This is a genomic window from Acinetobacter sp. YH12096 (assembly GCF_013419215.1).
Lineage (GTDB): Bacteria > Pseudomonadota > Gammaproteobacteria > Pseudomonadales > Moraxellaceae > Acinetobacter > Acinetobacter amyesii.
In genome coordinates this window covers 1-21,976 of sequence record NZ_VPAM01000041.1, presented here as the reverse complement: position 1 = coordinate 21,976, position 21,976 = coordinate 1, and the positions used below count along the sequence as shown (strand labels likewise).

At 40.0% G+C, this 21,976-nt stretch carries 18 protein-coding genes and 1 pseudogene; 9 read left to right on the top strand and 10 right to left on the bottom strand.

The features are described 5' to 3' along the window. Window positions 1-227: 227 nt before the first annotated feature. Window positions 228-1,241: a lipoyl synthase gene (lipA, locus tag FTU36_RS14370; RefSeq protein WP_180010433.1), complete on the bottom strand. Its 1,014-nt coding sequence runs from the start codon at window positions 1,239-1,241 to the stop codon at window positions 228-230. A 206-nt stretch (window positions 1,242-1,447) separates the two neighbouring features. Between lipA and sthA the strand changes: the two genes are divergently transcribed. Further along, entirely contained in the window at window positions 1,448-2,863 is a 1,416-nt protein-coding gene (sthA, locus tag FTU36_RS14365; RefSeq protein WP_078190237.1) for a Si-specific NAD(P)(+) transhydrogenase, read from the top strand. Window positions 2,864-3,005: 142 nt separating this feature from the next. Beyond that, window positions 3,006-4,118, top strand: a complete 1,113-nt coding sequence (locus FTU36_RS14360; RefSeq protein WP_180076922.1) for an AAA family ATPase — start codon at window positions 3,006-3,008, stop codon at window positions 4,116-4,118. Window positions 4,119-4,154: 36 nt separating this feature from the next. On the opposite strand, the gene chrA is transcribed toward FTU36_RS14360, so the two are convergent. Continuing rightward, a complete protein-coding gene (chrA, locus tag FTU36_RS14355) occupies window positions 4,155-5,393 on the bottom strand; it encodes a chromate efflux transporter (protein ID WP_180118370.1) in 1,239 nt (412 codons plus the stop codon). Between the two features lie 335 nt (window positions 5,394-5,728). On the opposite strand from chrA, the gene FTU36_RS14350 reads away from it, so the two are divergent. Further along, complete coding sequence (locus FTU36_RS14350; RefSeq protein ID WP_257224872.1) at window positions 5,729-6,712, top strand: alpha/beta hydrolase; 984 nt, start codon at window positions 5,729-5,731, stop codon at window positions 6,710-6,712. A gap of 94 nt (window positions 6,713-6,806) precedes the next feature. Here the strand turns inward: FTU36_RS14350 and FTU36_RS14345 are convergent, their stop codons facing one another. Beyond that, window positions 6,807-7,658, bottom strand: a complete 852-nt coding sequence (locus FTU36_RS14345; RefSeq protein ID WP_180118366.1) for a pirin family protein — start codon at window positions 7,656-7,658, stop codon at window positions 6,807-6,809. 102 nt (window positions 7,659-7,760) lie between these two features. Here FTU36_RS14345 and FTU36_RS14340 point away from each other — a divergent pair, with 102 nt between their 5' ends. Beyond that, window positions 7,761-8,672: a LysR substrate-binding domain-containing protein gene (locus tag FTU36_RS14340; RefSeq protein WP_180118364.1), complete on the top strand. Its 912-nt coding sequence runs from the start codon at window positions 7,761-7,763 to the stop codon at window positions 8,670-8,672. A 107-nt stretch (window positions 8,673-8,779) separates the two neighbouring features. Here FTU36_RS14340 and FTU36_RS14335 read toward each other — a convergent pair whose 3' ends face one another. From FTU36_RS14335 to FTU36_RS14325, 4 genes are all read right to left on the bottom strand, one after another. Next, window positions 8,780-9,736 carry a TauD/TfdA family dioxygenase gene (locus FTU36_RS14335; protein ID WP_180118362.1) on the bottom strand — a complete coding sequence of 319 codons (957 nt, stop codon included), beginning with the start codon at window positions 9,734-9,736 and terminating at the stop codon, window positions 8,780-8,782. A gap of 221 nt (window positions 9,737-9,957) precedes the next feature. Then, window positions 9,958-10,092 (bottom strand): hypothetical protein, encoded by a 135-nt coding sequence (locus FTU36_RS16790; protein ID WP_257220694.1) that lies wholly within the window; start codon window positions 10,090-10,092, stop codon window positions 9,958-9,960. Beyond that, window positions 10,085-11,296: an MFS transporter gene (locus FTU36_RS14330; RefSeq protein WP_180004934.1), complete on the bottom strand. Its 1,212-nt coding sequence runs from the start codon at window positions 11,294-11,296 to the stop codon at window positions 10,085-10,087. Before FTU36_RS14330 ends, FTU36_RS16790 begins: the two co-directional genes overlap by 8 nt. Window positions 11,297-11,540: 244 nt before the next feature. Next, on the bottom strand, window positions 11,541-12,617 hold the full coding sequence (locus tag FTU36_RS14325) for an OmpW family protein (protein ID WP_180118360.1): 1,077 nt from the start codon (window positions 12,615-12,617) through the stop codon (window positions 11,541-11,543). 444 nt (window positions 12,618-13,061) lie between these two features. On the opposite strand from FTU36_RS14325, the gene FTU36_RS14320 reads away from it, so the two are divergent. Then, on the top strand, window positions 13,062-13,241 hold the full coding sequence (locus FTU36_RS14320; RefSeq protein WP_078190224.1) for a hypothetical protein: 180 nt from the start codon (window positions 13,062-13,064) through the stop codon (window positions 13,239-13,241). A gap of 60 nt (window positions 13,242-13,301) precedes the next feature. On the opposite strand, the gene FTU36_RS14315 is transcribed toward FTU36_RS14320, so the two are convergent. Next, window positions 13,302-14,759 (bottom strand): sensor domain-containing diguanylate cyclase, encoded by a 1,458-nt coding sequence (locus FTU36_RS14315; RefSeq protein ID WP_180118380.1) that lies wholly within the window; start codon window positions 14,757-14,759, stop codon window positions 13,302-13,304. A gap of 198 nt (window positions 14,760-14,957) precedes the next feature. After that, window positions 14,958-15,746, bottom strand: a complete 789-nt coding sequence (locus FTU36_RS14310) for a hypothetical protein (protein WP_180118358.1) — start codon at window positions 15,744-15,746, stop codon at window positions 14,958-14,960. A 300-nt stretch (window positions 15,747-16,046) separates the two neighbouring features. Here FTU36_RS14310 and uvrB point away from each other — a divergent pair, with 300 nt between their 5' ends. The 4 genes from uvrB to FTU36_RS14290 all read left to right on the top strand — a co-directional run bounded on the left by uvrB (window position 16,047) and on the right by FTU36_RS14290 (window position 21,782). Continuing rightward, window positions 16,047-18,068, top strand: a complete 2,022-nt coding sequence (gene uvrB / locus FTU36_RS14305) for an excinuclease ABC subunit UvrB (protein ID WP_180118356.1) — start codon at window positions 16,047-16,049, stop codon at window positions 18,066-18,068. Between the two features lie 155 nt (window positions 18,069-18,223). Further along, window positions 18,224-18,814, top strand: coding sequence for a lipocalin family protein (locus FTU36_RS14300; protein WP_180118354.1), 591 nt, complete (start codon window positions 18,224-18,226; stop codon window positions 18,812-18,814). A gap of 134 nt (window positions 18,815-18,948) precedes the next feature. Next, on the top strand, window positions 18,949-19,881 hold the full coding sequence (gene rarD / locus FTU36_RS14295) for an EamA family transporter RarD (RefSeq protein ID WP_078191878.1): 933 nt from the start codon (window positions 18,949-18,951) through the stop codon (window positions 19,879-19,881). A 218-nt stretch (window positions 19,882-20,099) separates the two neighbouring features. Then, window positions 20,100-21,782, top strand: a complete 1,683-nt coding sequence (locus FTU36_RS14290; RefSeq protein ID WP_180118352.1) for a hypothetical protein — start codon at window positions 20,100-20,102, stop codon at window positions 21,780-21,782. 84 nt (window positions 21,783-21,866) lie between these two features. Here FTU36_RS14290 and FTU36_RS14285 read toward each other — a convergent pair. Next, window positions 21,867-21,976, bottom strand: a pseudogene (locus FTU36_RS14285) (IS5/IS1182 family transposase); the annotation flags it as partial.

Genomic DNA, 21,976 nt, shown 5'->3' with positions numbered 1-21,976 from the left:
TGTTATCAATAGATTGATTAATAAAGAATCACAATACAATCCCTATCGGGCAAAAAAATGTCACATTACGTAAACTTGGATGATTCGATATATTGGATAACGTTTAAGGAACGCACTATTTTCAAAAGATCATATAGTGGTAAATGAATTGGGCTGAGTGTGAAAGCCACAAAAAAGCCCTCAATCAATGAGGGCTTTAATTTGCGATGTTTTAAATCTTAGTGTAATTAGGCTTCAATCGCTTGAACTGCAATTTTCTTTGCAGGATCAGTTTTACGACGTACCGCAGGCACTGGCTCACCATAGTATTGACGGTCAGCAAAGTAACTTGAACGGACCATTGGTGCAGCCCAAATGTTTTTGAAACCAAGCTTTTGGCCATGTGCAGTGTAACGCTCAAATTCTTCTGGGCTTACAAAACGGTCAATAGGGGCATGTTCTTTAGAGGGCTGTAAGTACTGACCAATGGTGACATAGTCAACATCATGTGCTTTTAAGTCGTCTAATAACGCGATCACTTCTTCTTCAGTTTCACCAATACCGACCATCAAACCACATTTAGTTGGTACATCTGGGCAGTATTCTTTAAACATTTTTAATAAGTTTAGAGAGTGTTGGTAGTCAGAACCTGGACGCATTGCTTTATACAAACGTGGCACAGTTTCAATGTTGTGGTTAAACACATCAGGAGGGCACTCCGTCATGATACGAAGGGCAACATCCATACGACCACGGAAGTCAGGAACTAGAATTTCCAAAAGTGTTTTTGGGCTCAAGTTTCGAGCTTCTTTAATACAGTCAACAAAGTGCTGTGCGCCGCCATCAACTAGGTCATCACGGTCGACCGACGTAATTACGGCATATTTCAAACCTAGATTGGCAATGGTTTCTGCCATGTGACGTGGTTCATCTGGGTCAAGAGCATTGGGACGACCATGCGCAACGTCGCAGAATGGGCAACGACGAGTACAGATATCGCCCATAATCATAAAGGTTGCAGTACCGCCACCGAAACATTCAGGTAAGTTCGGGCAAGCCGCTTCTTCACACACGGTATGTAATTTTTGTGCGCGTAAAGTTGTTTTAATACGTTGAACTTCATCAGGGGCAGCCATTTTGACCCGAATCCAGTCAGGCTTACGAGGCGTTTCAACCGTTGGCACGACCTTCACAGGTATGCGAGCGACTTTTTCTGCGCCACGAAGTTTTACACCCTGTACAGGTTTACGGTTCTCAGACATATTCAACTTTTCCACTGTTTTTGACGAGGAGATATTCAAAAAATTAGCTCGATCATTATAGCGGACTTGAGCTTAAATAGGGGGAAAACGATATTCATATAATAAATGTGGTTATCACATAATATATGTGAGCTAAATATCCAAAAAAGTTAGGATATACGTCATAATACAGCCTAGATTAAAGAATATTTGTAAAGGAGCGTTGAATGCCACGTAAGAAAGAGGTCGTTAGTGGAACTTTCGTGAAATACGATGCGGTAGTTCTGGGTTCTGGCCCTGCGGGTGAAGGCGCTGCAATGAAACTTGCTAAATCAGGTAAGCGAGTTGCAATTGTAGATATGCGTGAACAGCTTGGTGGTAACTGTACCCATGTAGGAACAATTCCAAGTAAAGCATTACGTCAGACCGTTTCAAGCATTTTACGTTACCAACGTGACCCTATGTTCCAAAAAGTCGGTGAATGGAAACAGTTCACGATGAAACAGGTGTTACGTAATGCGCATAAAGTGATTCAACAACAAGTTGAAACGCATTCACGTTTTTATGACCGTAATAAAATTGATATTTTCCACGGCCGTGCGTATATCCAAGATCAAAACACTGTTTTGATTTTTAGCAATGAAGGTATGACGGAAACTTTAGTATTCCAGCAATTAGTGATTGCGACAGGTTCACGTCCTTACCGTCCTGCTGCTTTAGACTTTAATCATCCTCGCGTATTTGATTCAGACAAAATTTTGGATCTGGATTATTCAATCCAAAAAATCATCATTTATGGTGCAGGTGTGATTGGTTGTGAATATGCGTCTATCTTTATTGGTTTAGACCATAAAGTAGACTTGATCAATACACAGCACAAATTACTCAGCTATTTAGACGATGAAATCTCAGATGCATTGTCATATCGTTTACGTGAGCAGGGTGTACTGATTCGCCACAACGAGCAGATTGATCATCTTGAAACACATGATGATCACGTGGTTCTTCACTTGCAAAGTGGTAAGAAAATTAAAGCGGATGCGATTTTGTGGTGTAACGGCCGTTCTGGTAATACCGATGGTTTAGGCCTAGAAAATGTAGGTATCAAACCAAACAGCCGTGGTCAATTAACTGTGAATGATCAATATCAAACTGAAGTAGAGAATATCTTTGCTGCGGGTGATGTAATCGGTTGGCCTTCACTTGCATCTGCTGCATATGACCAAGGTCGTTGTGCCGGTTCTAACATGAGCGGTGAAGAAGGAATTGCACCTGTAACGGATATTCCTACGGGTATTTATACCATTCCTGAAATTTCTTCGATTGGTAAAACTGAACAACAGTTAACAGAAGAAAAAATTCCGTATGAAGTGGGTCAGGCATCTTTCCGTCATTTGGCACGTGCGCAAATTACGGGCGACACCGTGGGTGAGCTTAAAATCTTGTTCCATCGTGATACTTTAGAAATTTTAGGTGTTCATTGCTTCGGTAATAATGCTGCGGAAATTATCCACATTGGTCAGGCCGTGATGAATAGCCCGAACAATACGATTAAATATTTCGTAGAAACCACATTTAACTATCCGACTATGGCGGAAGCGTACCGTGTTGCAACATTGAATGGTATGAACCGCTTATTCTAAGGTTGAATTGAACTTAGAATGTGCAATAAAAAACCCGTGAGTTTCGGCTTGCGGGTTTTTTATTGGTAGAATAAAGTGCATACAAAATATACAGTCAATAAACTCATTATCATCAGCATTTCCGACTCATTTTAGGTAACCCATGACGATCCGTTCAGTGACTATTCAAGGTTTTCGATCTATTCATCATATGAGTCTGACCTTGTCGCGTCTGAATATTGTCAGTGGTCCGAATGGTTGTGGTAAATCCAATCTATATAAAGCTGTACGTCTCCTGCATGAAGCTGCAAATGGCCAATTATCCCAAGCTATTGCAAATGAGGGCGGGATTCAAAAAATCATGTGGGCAGGTGGTCACCGTGCGGGTGATCGATCGAAAGACCCTAAGCGCATGAAGCTTGCAGTGGAGATGGAGCATTATGAATATCAACTTGAAATTGGTTTTCCTGAACCGCTCATCACCTTGTTTGCACTCGATCCTTTGGTCAAAGTAGAAGGAATTTGGTTAAGCGGTTATCAACGTCGAAAAATGAGCGAGTTGTTAGAGAGAACCAACCAAGCGGCATTTCTTAAAAATGTTGATGAAGAACGGATTGCTTATCCGATGTCTTTAACACCTGAAGAGTCGGTGTTTGGACAATTGTCCGATCCACATTTATACCCCGAAGTTTCACAAGTGCGTGAGACCATGAAAAACTGGCGCTTTTATCATGAGTTTTCTGTCAGTGGAAATTCACCGATCCGTGTCCCACAGGTGGGCATTCGTTCGCCAGTTTTAGCGCATGATGGTACAAATTTAGCTGCGGCTTTTGAAACTTTACGTGAGCGTGGCAACAGTGAAACCTTGTTTGAAGTACTAGAAAAAGCCTTTCCGCAGACCCAATTTTATGTGCAGGAAATGGGTGGGCGCTTTCAAATGATGATGCAAAAGCAAGGGATCTTAAGACCTTTGGAAAGTGCCGAATTTTCAGATGGGACTTTACGGTTTTTGTGTTTAGCTGTGGCTTTATTGAGTCCAAGACCCCCAAATTTTATGGCACTGAATGAGCCAGAAAATAGCTTACATCCCGATTTATTACCTGCCTTGGCGCTGCTGATTGCTGAAGCAAGTCGCTATACACAGCTTTGGTTGACCACACATTCCAATGAGCTGGTTGAAATGATCAAACAGTATAGTGATGTGCAGCATTATCAACTAGATCAAGTCGAGGGGAAAACTGTGGTCAAGGGCGCAAGCTTAATCGATGAGGATTAATTTACTCCTTGAGTTCTAGTTTTTTTTTGCTTAAGTTTAAAAAGGCAGAAAAGTTAAAAAAGCGTAATAGCCGATAAAACTGCTTATTAAGCTGAACCAAACTGGCAGTTTGCTGCGAAGTAAAGCAATAACGAGGGCAACAAATATAAAGTCTGTCCATTGAATGATGTATTTTTGGCTCATTTGAAATAGTAGACACAGTAATAGACCGACGACAGCCGCATTGATTATTTTTAAGGTGCCAAAAAGTATCGGGTATTTCATCAATTTATTCCAATAGGGCAATAAGCCAAACAATAATAAAAATGATGGTAAAAATATCGCTAACGTCGCGAGTGCGGCATTCAAGATTGGCACATCAGTCATGGGTAAAAGTGTGCCGAGATAGGCGGCGAAACTAAACAAAGGTCCCGGCACGAGTTGTGCAAGGGCATAGCCTAAGTCAAAATTTTCATTACTGATCAGTCCTGTAGAGACAAAGTCCTGATGTAAAAATGGCAAAATAATATGTCCACCACCAAAGATGAAGGATGCTGTGCGGTAAAAGCTTTCTAAGCTGAAAGCCAATACATTGCTATGTTGTATATCGAAGAATGGCAGAACGAAAAAAGGGCTGATAAAGGCGAGAAGCCATAGCCAAGAGGTGCGAGTATTTTCATGTGCATTTTGGCTAAAACTGTCATGTTTGGGTGGAACTGTTTTGGTGATATTTGGCTTTTGGCTGCGTAATTGATTTGACGATAAAACTAAACCGATAATTGCAGCGCATAAAATCACCAAAACTTGATTTAGAGAAAATTGAAAGAAATAAATAAAAAATGCAGCTAAAAGCATGACTAGATACTGAAATTTTGTTTTACAGAAGCTTCGCATCATTTGCCAAAATGCCCATGCAACCACAGCAAGGACAATTAACTGAATAACATGAAAGAATAAAGTTGAGAGTTGATTACTGAGTTTTATACTTAAAGTGGCCGCGGCACACATCAGCAGGGCTGAAGGTAAAGTAAATCCTAACCATGCAAAACAAGCACCTTGATAGCGGTTGAGTTGAAATCCAATCGCCATGCCGAGCTGGCTACTTGTTGGGCCTGGAAGGACTTGAGCCAAGGCAAGCAAATGCGCATATTCATGCTCTGTTATCCATTTTTCTTGTTTCACAAAATATTGAAAAAACAACACCAAATGTGCCGCAGGTCCACCGAATGCAATACACCCTAATCTTAAAAAGGTGAGAAAGATGACAAGGTTTCGTTGTGGTTTGGACTGGCTCATGCGTTACCAATATTTAAAATCAAAAGTAAGGTTATGAATTTCTAAAGGATAAAATTATGAAAGTTAAAAGATCTTAAAGGCTGATTATTGCAGGAGTATGTAAATCCTGCTTCAAAAATATTTTGAAGTGCTTAGCAGGGAAAAAGATAATTGGACGAAGTGACATAGTGCTGTCCCACATGCACATGGCGTCGGTTTCCGCCGCTGATTAGCATCAGCACATACACATAAAAAATTGTCTAAAAATGACTTCTCCAAAATCAGACACCTTATCAGAAATTTTGAGCGCTTTATTGAAGTGGTTGATGAGTGGCATTGCATCGTTACTTTCAATCATGGCATTTGCAGATGATCAGCTACCGGCTACACAAGCATTAGCAAGTTATACAGATCAAAACAGTTGGCAGGGCATTCAGCACTATCTACCCAAAGAATACCATTTAACAGAAACGCAGCGACCCAAAGAAGAGTGGTGGAGTTGGCAGGGTCATACTGTTCACTTAGATACTTATCGGAATCCACAGGCAAAAGTGAAGGTGATTCTGTTTCATGGTGTGGGAACAAATGGTCGACAAATGTCGATGATTTTGGGTCATCCTTTGGCACAACGTGGCTATGAAACGATCGCTATAGATATGCCCGGTTATGGCCTCACCCAAGTCAAAAAGGGCTCAAAAATTCGTTATGATGATTGGGTTCAAGCAGGTAATGACCTCATTGAAGCCGAGCTACAAAAAGATCATCGTCCTATCGTTTTGTATGGGCTCAGTGCTGGTGGTATGTTGACCTATCACGTGGCGGCAAAAAATAAAAAGGTGAAAGGCATCGTCGGTATGACCTTTCTAGACACTTCAAATAAAACTGTGCGTGATCAAGTCTCTTTGAATAAATTTATGAGCCGCGTGGGCAGCCCACTGGCTCATGTGACAGCACATACACCATTTTCAGCATTGCCAATGCCGATGCGGTGGGTAAGTAAAATGCATCGCTTGGTGAATAATGACGCAGCATTGCAGGTCTTTTTAAAAGATAAAACGTCAGCTGGGAATAGTGTATCGGTTAAATTTCTAGATTCGTATTTATATTATAAAAATGACACGCCACCGGAGCAGTTTAATGTCTGCCCAATTTTACTGACGCAGCCTGAACAAGACCGCTGGACGCCTTTGGCTTTAAGTCAGCCATTTTTAGCACGGATTCACCAAGTTCCAGTCGATGTCGTGCTGTTGAAAAATGCAGGACATTATCCTTTGGAACAGCCGGGACTTGAGCAAATGGTCAATGCAATAGATGCGTTTTATCAAAAAGTCACGCAATAATCTGTTGAAAGCGTGATGCGTAATTCATACCAACATAGATATAAAAAAACCGCCAGAAGGCGGTTTTTTTATTGGGACTTTATCGTGGAAATATTTAAGCAAAATGACCATGTTGAAAATCATAAAATGCCTGACGTATTTCATCTTCAGTATTCATGACGAATGGTCCATGTGCCGCAATCGGTTCATTTAAAGCTTCGCCACTTAAAATAAGCAGTTTGGTTGCTTCAAAAGATTTAAGTTTCAAGGACGATACTTGGTCACTGACATATAAAGTCTGTTTCGCATCAAAGCGTTGACCTTCAATTTCGATCGCCCCACTTAATACAAAAATCATGTTATTCCACTGTGGGTTGAATGAAAATTCCTGTTCAGCATTTGCATTCAAGCGCACATCCAACACATTCATCGGGCTAAAAGTTTCAGCTGCGCCCAATGTGTCTTCAAATTGGCCAGCAATGACGCGTACCACGCCAGCATTTTGTGCAAGTTTAACTTCAGCAATATTAGTTGTAGTCAGTTCTTGGTAGCGAGGTTCAGTCATTTTGGCATGACGAGGTAAATTGACCCAAAGTTGTACCATGTCTAAATTTCCGCCAGTTTTGGCAAAATCTTTAGAATGATGTTCTTCATGCATAATGCCTCGACCCGCAGTCATCCATTGCACTTCGTCTTTGGCAATGCTGCCGTGATTTCCTTTAGAGTCAAAATGCTCTAATTCACCTTCATAAACAATGGTCACTGTTTCAAAGCCACGATGTGGATGTGACCCAACACCACGTTGATGGTGACTTGGAGAGAAATGATATTGGCCGGTATAGCCCATAACGAGGAATGGACTGGTTTGATTGCCCATTTCTTGCATAGGGAGCATAGAGTTTGTTGGGAAGCCATCGCCCACCCAAGTCCTACGATCACTATGATAAACACGTTTGATTGAATTCATAATTCAGCCCTCAATTTATTGCTTCTGAGATCTATTATTGAGGTATAGTGAGGGAATGACAGGGCGAAAAACTCAACAGATTATTCTAAAAATGAAACAATGATGCAAAATTTAAATGACTATTACTATTTCGTGCAAGTGGTGAAATACCAAGGTTATACCAAAGCCAGTGAAGCATTGGGTATTATAAAATCTAAGCTATCACGCCGTATCACAGAATTAGAGACCCGTTTGGGGGTGCGTCTGATTCAGCGTAATACGCGTAAATTTACAGTAACTGAAATAGGACAACAGTTCTATTTACACTGCTTAAAAATTTTAGAGGAAGTCAGCGAAACGGAAAACTTTGTGCTCAGTACGTTGAACGATCAACTCTGTGGCCAAATTAAAATCTCTTGTCCTGTGGCTTTGGTGGAAATGCCTGTTGCAAAAATGGTCACCGATTTTATGCAGCAATATCCTGAGGTCAGTGTGCATCTCATGGCGACCAATCATCGGGTTGATGTCATTGAGGAAGGCGTAGATTTAGCAATTCGTGTTCGTAATATGCCTTTAATGGATAGTGATTTGATCGTTCGAGATTTAGATGCTTGGGATCATGTTTTGGTGGCATCGCCACAACTTTTCTTCGAGCGTGAAATACCACAGCAATTGGCTGAGATTCAAAATTTTCCGTGTATTGGTTTTGATCGGCCTAAACATTTTTGGGATTTCCGACATCGTGAAAAAAGTGAAACTCAACAAATTGAATTTCATCCACGCTTAAGAACTGACAGTTTTAGTGCGATGATTTCTGCTGCTCTTTCTGGCGTGGGAATCGCTTCTTTGCCCAAAGTGTTTGTACGTGATGCTTTAAAAAGTGGTGAGTTAATTGAACTGTTTCCTGAATGGCAATTGCCGCAAGGGGCAATCCATGTTGCATACGCGACACGACAAGGCATGCTGCCGGGTGTGCGTGCGATGTTAGATCATTTAATTTCAGGTTTTAAGGCATTAGATATACATCATCCGTAATTTGAGCAGTGTTCTTATTGTTTTAAAATTTTAATTATTTGGAGTTATTGCTCAAACACGGATTTTACAGGGTTATTTATTTTTTATTGTTGGCATGAAGTTTAACATCAGTATGGTCGTCCTCCTGCTAGGCTAATTCGCTTTAATAGGCGACGTTGGTCTGAAGGGAAAGGGCGGCGTGAGTGTAAAGTGGCTTGGTTATCCCAAAACACAATGTCACCTTCTTCCCATGGATGTTCATATCGAAACTCAGGTTTCAATAAATGTTCACGTAAAGATGCAATCAACTCACTGCCCGACTGATCATCGTAGTGAACCAATTCCACTTCAGATCGTTCATTTAACCACAGACCTTTACGGCCACTTTCTGGATGGGTACGTACAAGCGGATGTGGATAGGCATGTCCAACAATCGGTTGGTCTTTGAAACGGTAAAGCGGTGTAGCGCCATATCCCGTTGTGCCTTTATTATTTTTGGCACGGACAAATGGGTTGTATGTAATGAGTTGAAGTTGGTCTAAATGTTTTTGTGTCGCTTCATCTAAAGCTTCATAGGCTTTAATGGTGTTATACCATGAGGTTTGTCCACCGTCTTGTGGCAGTTCAATGGCATAGAGTAATGAACCAAAAGATGGCAGCGGAGTCCACTGATGGTCTGCATGCGCAGCCAATTCACCATGTCCAGTATAGTCACCTTTGCCGACTGCATTTGAAACAGGTACGACGTCTGGTGGTGTACCGGTATCATCTTGTGATGCTAGCACAGGAATATCTGCACCGGGACGGAAGATTGAACCGAAGTAACTTGCAAACGCGAGATACTGTAAATCATCTAGACTTTGATGTTTAAAAATTAAAATCAAGTGTTCTGCCAACGCTTGTTTTAAACGGTAGATGGTTTCCCCAGACTGTGCTTTACGCGCATCTAAACCATAAACCACAGCCCCCAAAGCTTGGTCATGTTGCACTTCAATACGAATTTCATTGCCATCTTGAAATTGTTCTGCTTGATGCCAACGTGGAGCATCATGGATGGCTTGTGAAAGTTGAGTTAATGCGGTCATTTCATAAGTTCTCAAATTGTTCTTTATTGAGACTTAATCTATGGAAGAAAGCGCAGGATGGAAAATTAAAAAATAAGCTAAGTTTATGAAAAAACGTATGATTAATACTAATATGCTGAAAATGCAGCTTTTATTGAATCGTGTAGAAAATAGCTAAAAAACTGCTGTTGTAGTGTTGATAAAACAGCAGTTTGAATTGGAATTATTGCTTCAATACGTCTTTAATGTGCACAAAACGCTTGGTTAAAGTATTCGAATAATTCAGGCGTTTGGCTCCATAAGCCGATGGACAATGCCAACAAGGCCAGAATACTGATGCCAATACTGAGCCGGAACCACAGTGTTGAATTAGTCATGAATGACACTTTCCTCATTAACCATGAAATGTACCAATACTCCAAAAATACTCAGGACAATCGAAAAAATCCAAATGGCATTATAGTTACCGGTTATATCGTGGTTCACACCACCCAACCAACCACCAAAAAATGAACCGACTTGATGAGTAAAGAATACGATACCACTTAGCATACTGAGATATTTAACGCCAAACATATTGGCTACAATACCGTTGGTGAGCGGTACGGTAGAAAGCCATAGTAGACCCATAATGACGCCAAATGCATAGATTGTCCATGTGCTTAAAGGCAGCAAAAGAAAGGCAATAATGGCAATGCCACGTAAACCATACAGTCCCATTAACAGCTTTGGTTTGGAATATTTGCCACCGAGCCAACCTGCTGTGTAGGTGCCGACAATATTAAACAGTCCAACGAGCGCTAGGAAAATAGTGCCTGTAGTGGCATTAAAGCCATGATCGATTAAATATCCCGGAAGATGGATGCCAATAAACACCACTTGGAAGCCACAGACAAAGAAACCGAGTGCTAGAAACCAAAAGGGTTTATGCTCCCAAGCCAATTGCAAAATTTGTTTAAAAGTCAGAGAGGCTTCATGCGTATTGGTTGCATTTGGTGCAACATACATTGGTGCTTTTAGCATCCAAGCTAAAGGAATAATAAGTGCAATTAAAATGGCGCTGACCACCAAAGCTGAAGACCAACCAAATTTTTGCAGTAACAGTAACGTAGAGGGCAGCATAATGAACTGACCAAAAGAACCTGCGGCACTGGCAATACCCATGGCTAAACTACGTTTGTCTGGATGCGCTGCACGACCTACGGCAGAAAGTAATACTGGAAATGAAGTGGCTGAGAGAGCCAAACCCAGGATTAAACCTGCGCTTAAATTAAGCAGTAAACCGGTAGAGCTGACGGCCATGAGTAATAGTCCGAGGGCATATAATGCACCACCGACGGCGACCACGATCTTACTGCCATATTTATCTGCAAAAGCCCCTGTAATCGGCTGCACAGCACCCCAAATTAAGTTTTGCATGGCAATGGCAAGGCTAAATACGTTATGTCCCCAACCAAATTCATCACTCATCGGCACGAGATAGAGGCCAAATGCATGACGCACCCCTAAAGACAATGCCAAAATAATTGCACTGCCAATGAGCATGTAAATCAGGGGCTTCGAGAAACGAGTATCAGACATACAGCAGTCTACATTCTTTAAATTTAATCCAATGGTATTCGAATAAACGCAGAGTTGCGATTAAATTTAATTCACCAAACAATAAATTTTTTTTATAGGTAACTATGGATGAATAAAGGAAATTGACACAGCGGAAATTCAAAAGTGTCTAAAAGAGTTAGAAAAGGTATCTCAGAATAAAAGACCATATATAGCCTAATAAAAAAGACGGCTGTAGCCGTCTTTTTTATATTCAGGTTATTAATTAGAAACGCATACCGATACCTGCATACGCAAGAATTGGATTTACTTCAATATCGGCTTTAGATTTGATCAGTTCACCATGTGTCGCATCTGTAACGGTAATGGTGGTTTCATTCTGTAGGTGTGCATAGCTGACAGAACCTACAGCAAACCATTTGTCATTGAAATCATAGGTGAAGCCAACCGTTGCAACCGGAGCAAATACATCAGTTGCCTCTAAATCAACTTTTGGGTTTGCCTTACTTGGTTTTCCTTCCAAAGAGGCGCCTGCATTACCTTCTTTAATGTTGGCAATCATGTGACCTGCGGCAATCAAATCTTTCTCAATTTGTGGATTCATTTCCAATTCATTGAAGTAGGCATACATCACGCCTAGACCCACATAGGGACGGAATTTATTGACGCCAGTTTTACCGAAGTGATATTGGATTTCTGCAGCGGGGGTCCATGCACGAGCAGATGCCGCTGGGCCGTAGGCTTCTAAATCTGTAATCAGCAAACTATTCTTCATTGCGATTTCAGGTAGGTCGATAATACCTAACTCAGGTGTCGCAATAGCTGCAAATGGCGCATAAATTTTTCCTTTGCCGTTTAGGTCTACCTCAGGTGGGATACCGGCTTTCATTTCTAAAGAAATGTTATCAGTAAAGAAATAGTTGGTCATGATGCCTAGTGTGGTTACATCATCGGCTTCAAGGCCAGTACCTTGGTTATCCCAACTTTGTAGGCCATTAATTTCAGCAGTACCGCTTAGCCCTGCTGGTAAGGTACTCGTACCTAATTTATCGAGCAAACCGACAAACCAAGTAGAAATGTTTGGATCCATAGCAGGATCCATATTGGCTTTTACTGCGTCAATTGAAATATCACCAACTTTGGCTGTTTCACCATTTTTTACTGATGTATCAACATGGAATGGTTGTGCTTTACCTTGTGGCATAACATGTAGAGCACCAACAGAGACAGAAAAACGTTTGAAGCCATCGCCATCTTTTAAACTAAAATATGGTGAGTCTGCATGACTGAGCATAGGTAGGGCAGCCATAGAAGCAGCAATGCACAATACACTTTTTTTCATTTTAAAGGACTCCATGTCCGTAAATTGATAATAATTTTTCTAAGTGCTCATTATTCAAAATTAGTGCGTAAAAAATGTTATAGAAAACAAGAATAAACGTAATAGTCCTGTAACATTTTTGATGATTTGTATTATTTGAGGGCTTTAAGTAGGTATTTGTGTAAAAAAAACGAACATTTTTGAAATTTAGAAATGGTCCTATCTATTTGTAAATATTCAATATTTATTGACATAATTGACAGTGTGTTGGTTGATTTGGGTCAGTAAAATAGTTTAAAACAACCATATTCAAAGCACTTTTTTGTGCTGTTGTCCTCTATAGATATAAAAATTCATAGCTAATCATTGAGTCTTTATATGCCAATCGAGGCTAATCTCTCAAAGCCTTTTACACCAAAACCATTTTTTTTGTACAATAGCGCCAGATTCAATTGAGTTATTCGTATGAGTACGCAAAACCCTCCCAAGAAAAAGGCTTTAGTCAATTTGCCTTTTCCGATTAAAAAAGCTGAAGATAATGCTTCGGATGAAATCTTTGAAGATATGCGTCCAAAACCTCAGCGTTATGCTGACCGTACTTGGATGCCACCACGCGGTACACGTCGTTCGATGGGTAAGCGTTAAAAGATTTAAATAAAAAAGCCATGGTTCAAACCATGGCTTTTTTATTGCAAATTATTGATGTTAATTGCGTATTTCAGACTGAATTCTTCGGTCTTTATTGAGATAATACTTTTTCTTCTGACGATACATGTCTAGATCGGCACGTTTGAGCATATCTTCCATCAGCTCATTCAGCTCATTGGTGGCAAAGCCAATCGAGATACTCATCGGTTGATTAGAATAAAATTGGTTATCGACCAATAACAACTCATTCAAACTTTGTAAGCAGTTTTGCAGCGCTGCATCATCTGCACCCGGTAATAGAATGACAAATTCATCACCGCCAATGCGCGAAGCAGAATAGGGCGTATGCTGAATAAGTTGGTTTAAAATGTTGCCCAGACGTCTGAGGATACTGTCACCAGCATCGTGCCCAATACTGTCATTGAGTTCTTTTAGTCCATTTAAATCAATAAAAATACAAGAAACAGGACGTAATTGATTGCGTTCGAGACGCTTGAGTTCTGCTATATAAAATGAACGATTATAGAGTTTGGTCAGTACGTCGTGTTTACCTAAATACTCAAGATAATTTTCAGCCTTTTTACGTGCAGTAATATCGGTTAAGGCAACCTGCACGGTGCTCCAATCATCAAGATAATCGGGAAATACAGTAAATTGTAGTAAGACGTGGCGAATACTGCCATCAAGTGCATAATTTATAGCTTCACGTTGATGATGTAAATTACCATTCCAAAGTTCAATCAACTGTTCTTTAAATGTTTGAAGCATCTCTTTGGCAAATACTTTATGTACATTTTTGAGCAATATTTCTTTGTTCGGAGCGCCAAATAAATCAAGCGTGGCTTGATTGACGTCAACGATCAGTATTTCTTTAATGCACTCTTGTACAAAATCGGGATGAACATCCAAAAAAGTGACAAAGTCTTCGATTTCTAAAGCGCGTAGCTGATCTAATTTGATTTTAATCCGGCTAAAATCTTCGACCCAAAGTGAGGTCGGAGAATAATGAAAACGCGCTTCTGCCAAATGACGACTTTGTTCTTGTAAACGGCAAGCTTCAGTATAAGAGGTGATATCTTCAGTCGTAATTAAGACGGCAGATAAATCCTGCTCATGACTCGGTAGCACAATGCCTTTGAGTTGAATGTCTAGGCGTTGTCCACTGAGCGTATAGTTCACAGCAGAATGGGAAAAATGCGTTTCACCATTCCACAATGCAACCAATTCTCTAATGTGTGTTTGACACATCTCCGCCTGAAAAACTAAATCCAGGTTTTGACATAAATGTTCAAAGTCACGTGCTTGATACAGTTCTAGTGTTTTTGTGTTGACCTGTAAGATTTTTATTTTTCTCGCACATTGCAAAATACGAGATTCATCTTGTTGAAGAAAAGTGGCGAGATCCTGCACACCTTGTTGACGCCAGAGATCAAATTGTTTTTTGACTTCACTGTAATCTTCAAGCCACATGGCAATGGGGGATAGCTCAAAAAAAGGAGAATCTAGCATGTCTATTTTATGTGCTCGTCATTCTTTATGATAATGTCAGCAAGTAGTATAAGACGAAAAAAATGATATTAAAATAATGTGATATGTAAAATAAGTTTTATTTTTAATGTGACTTAAGTCGCTAAAAACCATTAAACAACCGTAGAAAAAAAGCCAATATAAATATTGGCTTTTTGGATGCTTTAACTGTGGTGAAAAGAGCCTTTAGCGGTTGGCTTTACGGGCTTTATTTTCAGGCTTTGGTGCAGCGATTTCACGTTCAGCTTTCCAAACATCAATGAAATCTTTTTCATTGATATTATAAAGTTCAAGTAGGGCTAAAATAACGCCGCCAAACATCATCGGGCCTTCAGAGTTGCTTTGAAATTCAAATATTTTCCCATTCAGGGCATGCAAAATATCTTCAATTTCAAAAATACGGTCACGACCATTACTGTCTGTCGGGTACATTTGGGTATTCAGGACAATTTTCGCAAGACTTTTTTCATTATCCGTTAAGGCCAGTACATCAACCAACTCATCTGTTGAAGGTGCGAAAATAACCGAATCTCGATAAATCGTATGTAAAAGTTTCGAGGTGAGTTTTGGTAATGCTTTTTCAACGAATGGACGGAAAGAAATAGGGAAAATCACATTGCTGGAAATGCCCTTAAACATGGGAGCAATTTCTTCAACTTTATAGCCAGCGACACCACAGCCAATCGAAGTAATGAAATATTTGGTCTTCGGATGATTCTTGGTATAGATTTTAAAATCATCAACATAATGTTGAATCTGAGACAATGGCATTTGTTGTAAATGCTCATTCATTGTTGGAATAGCAAAACTTTGACCAGCCCATCCACGACCAATACCATTCATTGCACCAAAATGCTCTAGGGCAGTACGCGCTGCACCGCCAGTATGTTGACCTGCCATATTGCTGCCAAAAACAAAAATAGTATCTTCGGGTAGGTTTTTAACAATACTTTCGTCATGATATTGGTAAGTCATAAGTTTGATCTGTGGCGTCCTTTTGTTCATGTTGCAGGTGAAATTTATATAGGTCAAGTATCAATAAGGGATAAATGAACGCTTTATTCTTGAGTTTTTTTAGAGCCAAGAGTTTCCTCAAGAAAAACATGCGAAATCAGGCGAATTATTTTTCAAACATGAGAAAAATCTGTGGGGGTATGTTGAATTATAATTTTTCAGTCTGTACACGCCTCTGGTATTTACATAAATTTAGCGTTGTTTTGTGCAACTTTGCCCTCATAATAAAGCCCTATAAAAACTGTTGAAGAAGAGAAGAGTGTGATGCAGGAACAGCCTTTTGAACTGGTAACACAATATCAGCCCGCAGGTGATCAGCCTCAAGCGATTGAGAAATTGGTGAAGGGGATTGAAAAAGGAATGCATGATCAGTTGCTCTTAGGGGTAACAGGTTCAGGTAAAACCTATACCATGGCAAATGTGATCGCTCGCACGCAACGTCCAACGATTATTATGGCGCATAATAAAACTTTGGCTGCGCAGCTTTATGGCGAGTTTAAAGCCTTCTTTCCGCATAATGCCGTGGAATATTTCGTTAGTTATTATGACTATTATCAGCCCGAAGCCTATGTGCCATCTTCAGATACCTTTATTGAAAAAGACTCTTCGATTAATGATCACATTGACCAAATGCGTCTTTCGGCAACACGGGCATTATTAGAACGACGTGATGCGATCATTGTAGCGTCAGTTTCAGCTATTTATGGTCTGGGTGACCCGAATGCGTATATGAGTATGCTTTTGCATATTGTGGAAGGGGATCGAATCAGCCGTGATGACATCATCCGTCGTTTAGTGGAAATGCAATACACCCGTAATGAACTCGAATTCCTACGCGGCACATACCGTATCCGTGGTGAAATTATTGATATTTTCCCTGCAGAATCGGATCAAAATGCCATTCGTATCGAATTGTTTGATGACGAAGTTGATTCAGTTCGATGGTTTGATCCATTGACGGGAAAACTGGTACGTAAAGTGCCACGGATTACGATTTATCCAAAGAGCCATTACGTGACGCCTAAAGATAATTTACAGCGTGCAATTGGGACTATTCGTGAAGAACTAACAGACCGACTGGGGTTCTTTCGTGCAAATGATAAATTACTCGAAGCACAGCGTATCGAACAGCGAACACGTTATGACTTAGAGATGATGCAGCAGCTTGGCTATACCAATGGTATTGAAAACTACTCACGACATTTGTCAGGCCGTCCTGCCGGAGAAGCACCGCCGACTTTGTTTGATTATGTACCTGATGATGCCTTATTGATCATCGATGAATCGCATGTGACTGTTCCGCAAATTGGGGCCATGTATAAAGGTGACCGTTCACGTAAAGAAAATTTGGTCAATTACGGTTTTCGTTTACCAAGTGCGCTTGATAACCGCCCAATGAAATTTGAAGAATGGGAGCGGATTATTCCTTCGACCATTTATGTCAGTGCAACGCCTGCACATTATGAAATGGAAAAGTCTGAACAAGTCGTTGAGCAAGTGGTTCGACCCACAGGTTTGGTCGACCCTGAAATTGAAATTCGTCCAGTGTTAACGCAAGTGGATGATGTATTGTCAGAAATTAATAATCGTAAAAACTTAAATGAGCGTGTATTGGTTACGACATTAACCAAACGTATGGCAGAAGATTTAACTTCATATTTGAAAGAATATGGTATTAAGGTCGCTTATTTACATTCTGATATTGACACTGTTGAGCGCACTAAAATTATCCATGAATTGCGTTCGGGTGTATACGATGCAATCGTTGGGATTAACTTACTGCGCGAAGGCTTAGATATGCCAGAAGTGTCTCTAGTCGCCATTTTAGATGCAGACAAAGAAGGCTTCTTGCGTTCTGAGCGTTCTTTGATTCAAACCATTGGTCGTGCAGCGCGTAACTTAAACGGTAAAGCGATTTTATATGCAGATCGTATGACTGACTCCATGCAAAAAGCCATTGATGAAACGGATCGTCGTCGTAATTTACAGATTGCATTTAACCTTGAACATGGCATTACGCCACGCAGTGCAGTGCGTCAAAACGTCAATGATATTGATACAGGTGAAGTGCTGACAGATGATGAAATCGATGCAAAAATTTCAGATCAGGCCAAGGCATTAACTGCAGATGAACGTCATTTGATGTCGGATCCAAAACTTCTGGCAAAACATATGAACAAGCTGGAAAAAGAAATGCTGAAGGCATCGAAAGATTTACAGTTTGAACAAGCCGCTCGATTACGCGATGAAATCTTGCGTTTAAAAGCACAGATGATTTCATAATTTTGTTAGACAAGATGCGGAATATTGTTTGAATGACATACATAATTCAGACAAGAAAATGATTTTTAGAGCAATTTTTTCCGCTAGAGTAAAAACACGAGAGAAAGAATTACTTAATGTTCATCGAATGTTTTGCATCGAAATGAGGCATAAAAATGACAACAACGAATCTTCCGAAAGCTGGTTTTAAACTCGCAAAAATTGCACTTGGTGCAGCAGTGTTAATTGGTTTGGGTGCAGCCACAATGGCCTATGCACAGACGAAACCGTTACAGACTGTGGAAAAAGTCGAGCTCGATCGTTATTTAGGTATGTGGTATGAAGTAGCTCGTAAGCCTATGGTTTTTCAAAAAAGCTGTGACCGTGATGTGATTGCGGTTTACACGCTAAATGAAAATGGCAACATTAATGTCAATAATCGCTGTGTATCGAAAGATGGCACCAAGAAACAATCAATAGGCGAGGCATTTGTACAAAATGTACCGTTTAACTCAAAATTAAAAGTCAGTTTCTTACCTGAAGCGATTCGTTGGTTGCCTGTGGGGCGTGGTGATTATTGGGTGCTCAAAGCCGATGAAGACTATCAAACAGTCTTGGTGGGTGAGCCTCGTCGTAAATATATGTGGGTGCTTTCTCGTTCGGCTCATCCAGATCAGGAAGTGATTCAGGAATATCTAAATTATGCTCAATCTGTCGGTTATGACTTATCAGATATTATTCATACCAAGCAAACAGTAAAACAATAAAACCTAAATATTTGAACAAATGCTAAAAAACCATGCCTGTGCATGGTTTTTTATTTGCTAGAATGTCCATGCGAAAAGCTTGATTGATCAAGCAAAATATCAAATTTATGGTGTATTTTGGACTGGAGTGGAAGATGTATAAAGGCGTTGCATTGTCTGTATTGGCATCGGTCACTTTTGGTATTTTGTATTTCTTTACCATCTTTTTAAAACCTCTAGATAGCGAGCAAACTTTTGCATGGCGCATGTTGGCGACCTTGCCATTTTTAACCTTATTTATGTGGTGGATGAAAGATTTAAACAAAGTTAGTGAAATTTTTTGGCGAGTGGTTAAGCAGCCGATCTTTCTCATTTGGTTAATCATTAGTTCATTTTTATGTACTACACAGCTTTGGTTGTTTTTGTGGGGACCAATTAATGGCCGAGGGCTAGAAGTATCTTTAGGGTATTTTCTATTGCCCTTAGTGATGGTTCTGGTTGGATGTGTACTGTATAAAGAAAAGCTGTCTAAATGGCAGATGGCTGCCGTGGCATTGGCAATTTTAGGGGTCGGCCACGAAATTTGGCGTATTGGCAGTATCGCGTGGGAAACTGTCTATGTCGCTGTGGCTTATCCGATTTATTTCTTTTTACGTCGTACCTTTAAAACCGATCATTTGGGTGGTTTTTGGTGGGATCTTTGCTTAATTTTGCCTGTAGCCTTTTATTTAGGATTTATTCATAGCGATAGTTTAGCGCTGATGTCGTTATTCCCGTATCTGATTTTGGCGGTTTTAGGACTTGGTTTTCTGAGTGCGCTTGGCTTAGGTAGCTATATGTTGGCGAGTCGTTATTTGCCATTTGTGATTTTTGGTTTGTTGAGTTATTTAGAACCCGTGTTGTTAGCTTTTGCATCCATCGCATTGGGGGAGCGAGTAGAAGCCGAAGAATGGCTGACCTATATTCCAATTTGGGGTGCGGTATTGTTATTGGTGATAGAGGGTGTTTTGCATCTGTTTAAACAAAAGCAAAATGAACGTGCGCTAGCAAAAAATGTAAAAGCGTTAAATGATCGAATCGATTCTTAGACTGAAAATGCTGGTACGATAAATTGATCAGTTTACAATTAATGCTTGCTGTTTTTTAATAAAATCTTAAACTTAGAAAACTAAAACACGCCATGATTCAATTTATTGTTTAGGAAGAACAGCATTGAATGATGGTGTACAAAAATATTTATTTTAGATAAAAATAAACTGAAATCGATAAAAGATCGATTAAAGAACCAAGATACAGGAAGCAGTCAGTGGTTGTCCCATTTCATCAAAGCGCTAAACTTTTACAGCTAGAGCCTGTGTTGGATCAGCATTGGCGGAGTATTGTATCTGAAGTATGCACTGATCTTGATCAATCCAATTTAGCACAGATACAGCAGGTGTTATCGCAAAAAGGTATTCGTTGGGAGTCTTCATCACAGTCGTATCAAAGAGATGTACCGATGAATTTGGGCATGCTGATGAAAGTACTAAAATATGATGTCATGCGTGAGCATGCACAGTATTTGGCAACACAGCTCGAAGAACTTCGAATATTGACAATGAGTATTCAAGTTGCGCAAAAATTAGAAGAAAACCTAGCCTATATCAATAAAATAGATGCCGAAGAAGATTTTGAATTACAGTATGAAAAAAATGTATTACATCAGCATTTCATTTTAAATGCCGCACAAATCATTCGTGAAATGGATTTGATTGCGCCGAGTGATGCACGTCAACTCACTGCTCTGCAAGTTAAAATTTTCTTGATCGAAATTTTCTTAAAGTCACATATGTTAGGGCAAGTTTTTGATGCTTCTGTACCAAAATCATCTGAGGTTTGGCAACATCCGATTTTTAAATATTATTTAAAGCGTGAACAAAAAACGCGTTATTTACAAATTGTACAAACATCTGAGTTTATTTATATTTTGTCGCCTGATTTAGATTGGACGACGCAGTATTCAGCAACTCGGTTTTTATCGACAAAACATAATGACGCCCTAGCAGACGACGTTTTTGATGGGTTGGCTTTAGATTTAAATACTGCTTTAGAGAATCAGCAAATAGACGAATTAAAAATTCAAGTCTCTAAGCTGGCATCTATTGCAGGTTTTATACATTTAGATCTGCAAAATTTAATGCAGCAACTACATATACGGGTAGATAAGCATCTACTTTTAATGCTGCATGTAGAGGATGCCACTCAATTAGTGACGGTTTTACCTACTTTTGAGCAGCAGTTCAATACATTGATCTTGAAGCCATTGCATCAGACTGTTCAATATCAACTGAGTGAGCAGATACAGCATGATTTTTTATTTTTCCATAGCATGCAAATATCTCAGAAGCTCATCACGAGTCTAAACGTCTTGAGTAGTTGCCCGAAGTTTGAGGCGAGTTTGGAGTTAAAACGACTGCGACTTCAACTACAGGCTTGGCAGGTGCTTTTGTTGAAACGGCGGACGCACATTTTTCATGTTCAAAACGAAGATGAGTGGGAGTTACATCAACAGCAGTCACAGCAAATTCATACGGCATTGAAAGCGCTCTTGCAGACGACCGAGGACGAGGATCAACAGCAGATCTTTGCTGCTGAAGCCGTCGTAGAAAATACGGGTACCCATGGCGCTCATGTTGGATTTTCCAAACGCATGACGAAAACAGGTGATTATGAAAGTCTTGAAGCCGATGCTTTAAAAGCGCAGCAGCAAAAAAAGCGCCAGACTTATATGCAGGTTTTAATGTTGCTGAAGGAACATGCGTCCCAGCTCGTCAATCTCGATTTTGAGCCATGTGAAAATGCCTTAAACGTGCAGTCTTTTAGTGATCAGAGATATTTTGCGATTAGTGCTGGAGAGAATGGTTTAAATGCACTTCCGAAAATATTAGAGCTGAGTGTAAATTTCTTTGATTTTAATCTGGAAAAGTTTGCTGAGAATCTGAAAAGTTAACTGAATTTTAAATATAGATCTGACTTCAAAAATCCATTGTTTTGCCCAAAATAAATAAACACCACAATAGATTTCTTTCATAAGTCATTTTTCACTCAGCTCCAAGTTATAAATTCCAGCAATTAGATTGAATCTTAATGCTAGTCTTTTGCCTCGATTGCGATATCGCTCAGCAAGAATTTTGAAGGTTTTCA

Coding starts and splice junctions, on each gene's coding strand:
- FTU36_RS14340 (WP_180118364.1), top strand. CDS start 7,761: ATGCAAAATTTAAATGACTATTACTATTTCGTGCAAGTGGTGAAATAC.
- FTU36_RS14330 (WP_180004934.1), bottom strand. CDS start 11,296: ATGTCTGATACTCGTTTCTCGAAGCCCCTGATTTACATGCTCATTGGC.
- FTU36_RS14325 (WP_180118360.1), bottom strand. CDS start 12,617: ATGAAAAAAAGTGTATTGTGCATTGCTGCTTCTATGGCTGCCCTACCT.
- rarD (WP_078191878.1), top strand. CDS start 18,949: ATGTATAAAGGCGTTGCATTGTCTGTATTGGCATCGGTCACTTTTGGT.
- sthA (WP_078190237.1), top strand. CDS start 1,448: ATGCCACGTAAGAAAGAGGTCGTTAGTGGAACTTTCGTGAAATACGAT.
- FTU36_RS14350 (WP_257224872.1), top strand. CDS start 5,729: ATGGCATTTGCAGATGATCAGCTACCGGCTACACAAGCATTAGCAAGT.
- FTU36_RS14310 (WP_180118358.1), bottom strand. CDS start 15,746: ATGACTTACCAATATCATGACGAAAGTATTGTTAAAAACCTACCCGAA.
- FTU36_RS14300 (WP_180118354.1), top strand. CDS start 18,224: ATGACAACAACGAATCTTCCGAAAGCTGGTTTTAAACTCGCAAAAATT.
- chrA (WP_180118370.1), bottom strand. CDS start 5,393: ATGAGCCAGTCCAAACCACAACGAAACCTTGTCATCTTTCTCACCTTT.
- lipA (WP_180010433.1), bottom strand. CDS start 1,241: ATGTCTGAGAACCGTAAACCTGTACAGGGTGTAAAACTTCGTGGCGCA.
- FTU36_RS14335 (WP_180118362.1), bottom strand. CDS start 9,736: ATGACCGCATTAACTCAACTTTCACAAGCCATCCATGATGCTCCACGT.
- FTU36_RS16790 (WP_257220694.1), bottom strand. CDS start 10,092: ATGACTAATTCAACACTGTGGTTCCGGCTCAGTATTGGCATCAGTATT.
- FTU36_RS14320 (WP_078190224.1), top strand. CDS start 13,062: ATGAGTACGCAAAACCCTCCCAAGAAAAAGGCTTTAGTCAATTTGCCT.
- FTU36_RS14345 (WP_180118366.1), bottom strand. CDS start 7,658: ATGAATTCAATCAAACGTGTTTATCATAGTGATCGTAGGACTTGGGTG.
- FTU36_RS14360 (WP_180076922.1), top strand. CDS start 3,006: ATGACGATCCGTTCAGTGACTATTCAAGGTTTTCGATCTATTCATCAT.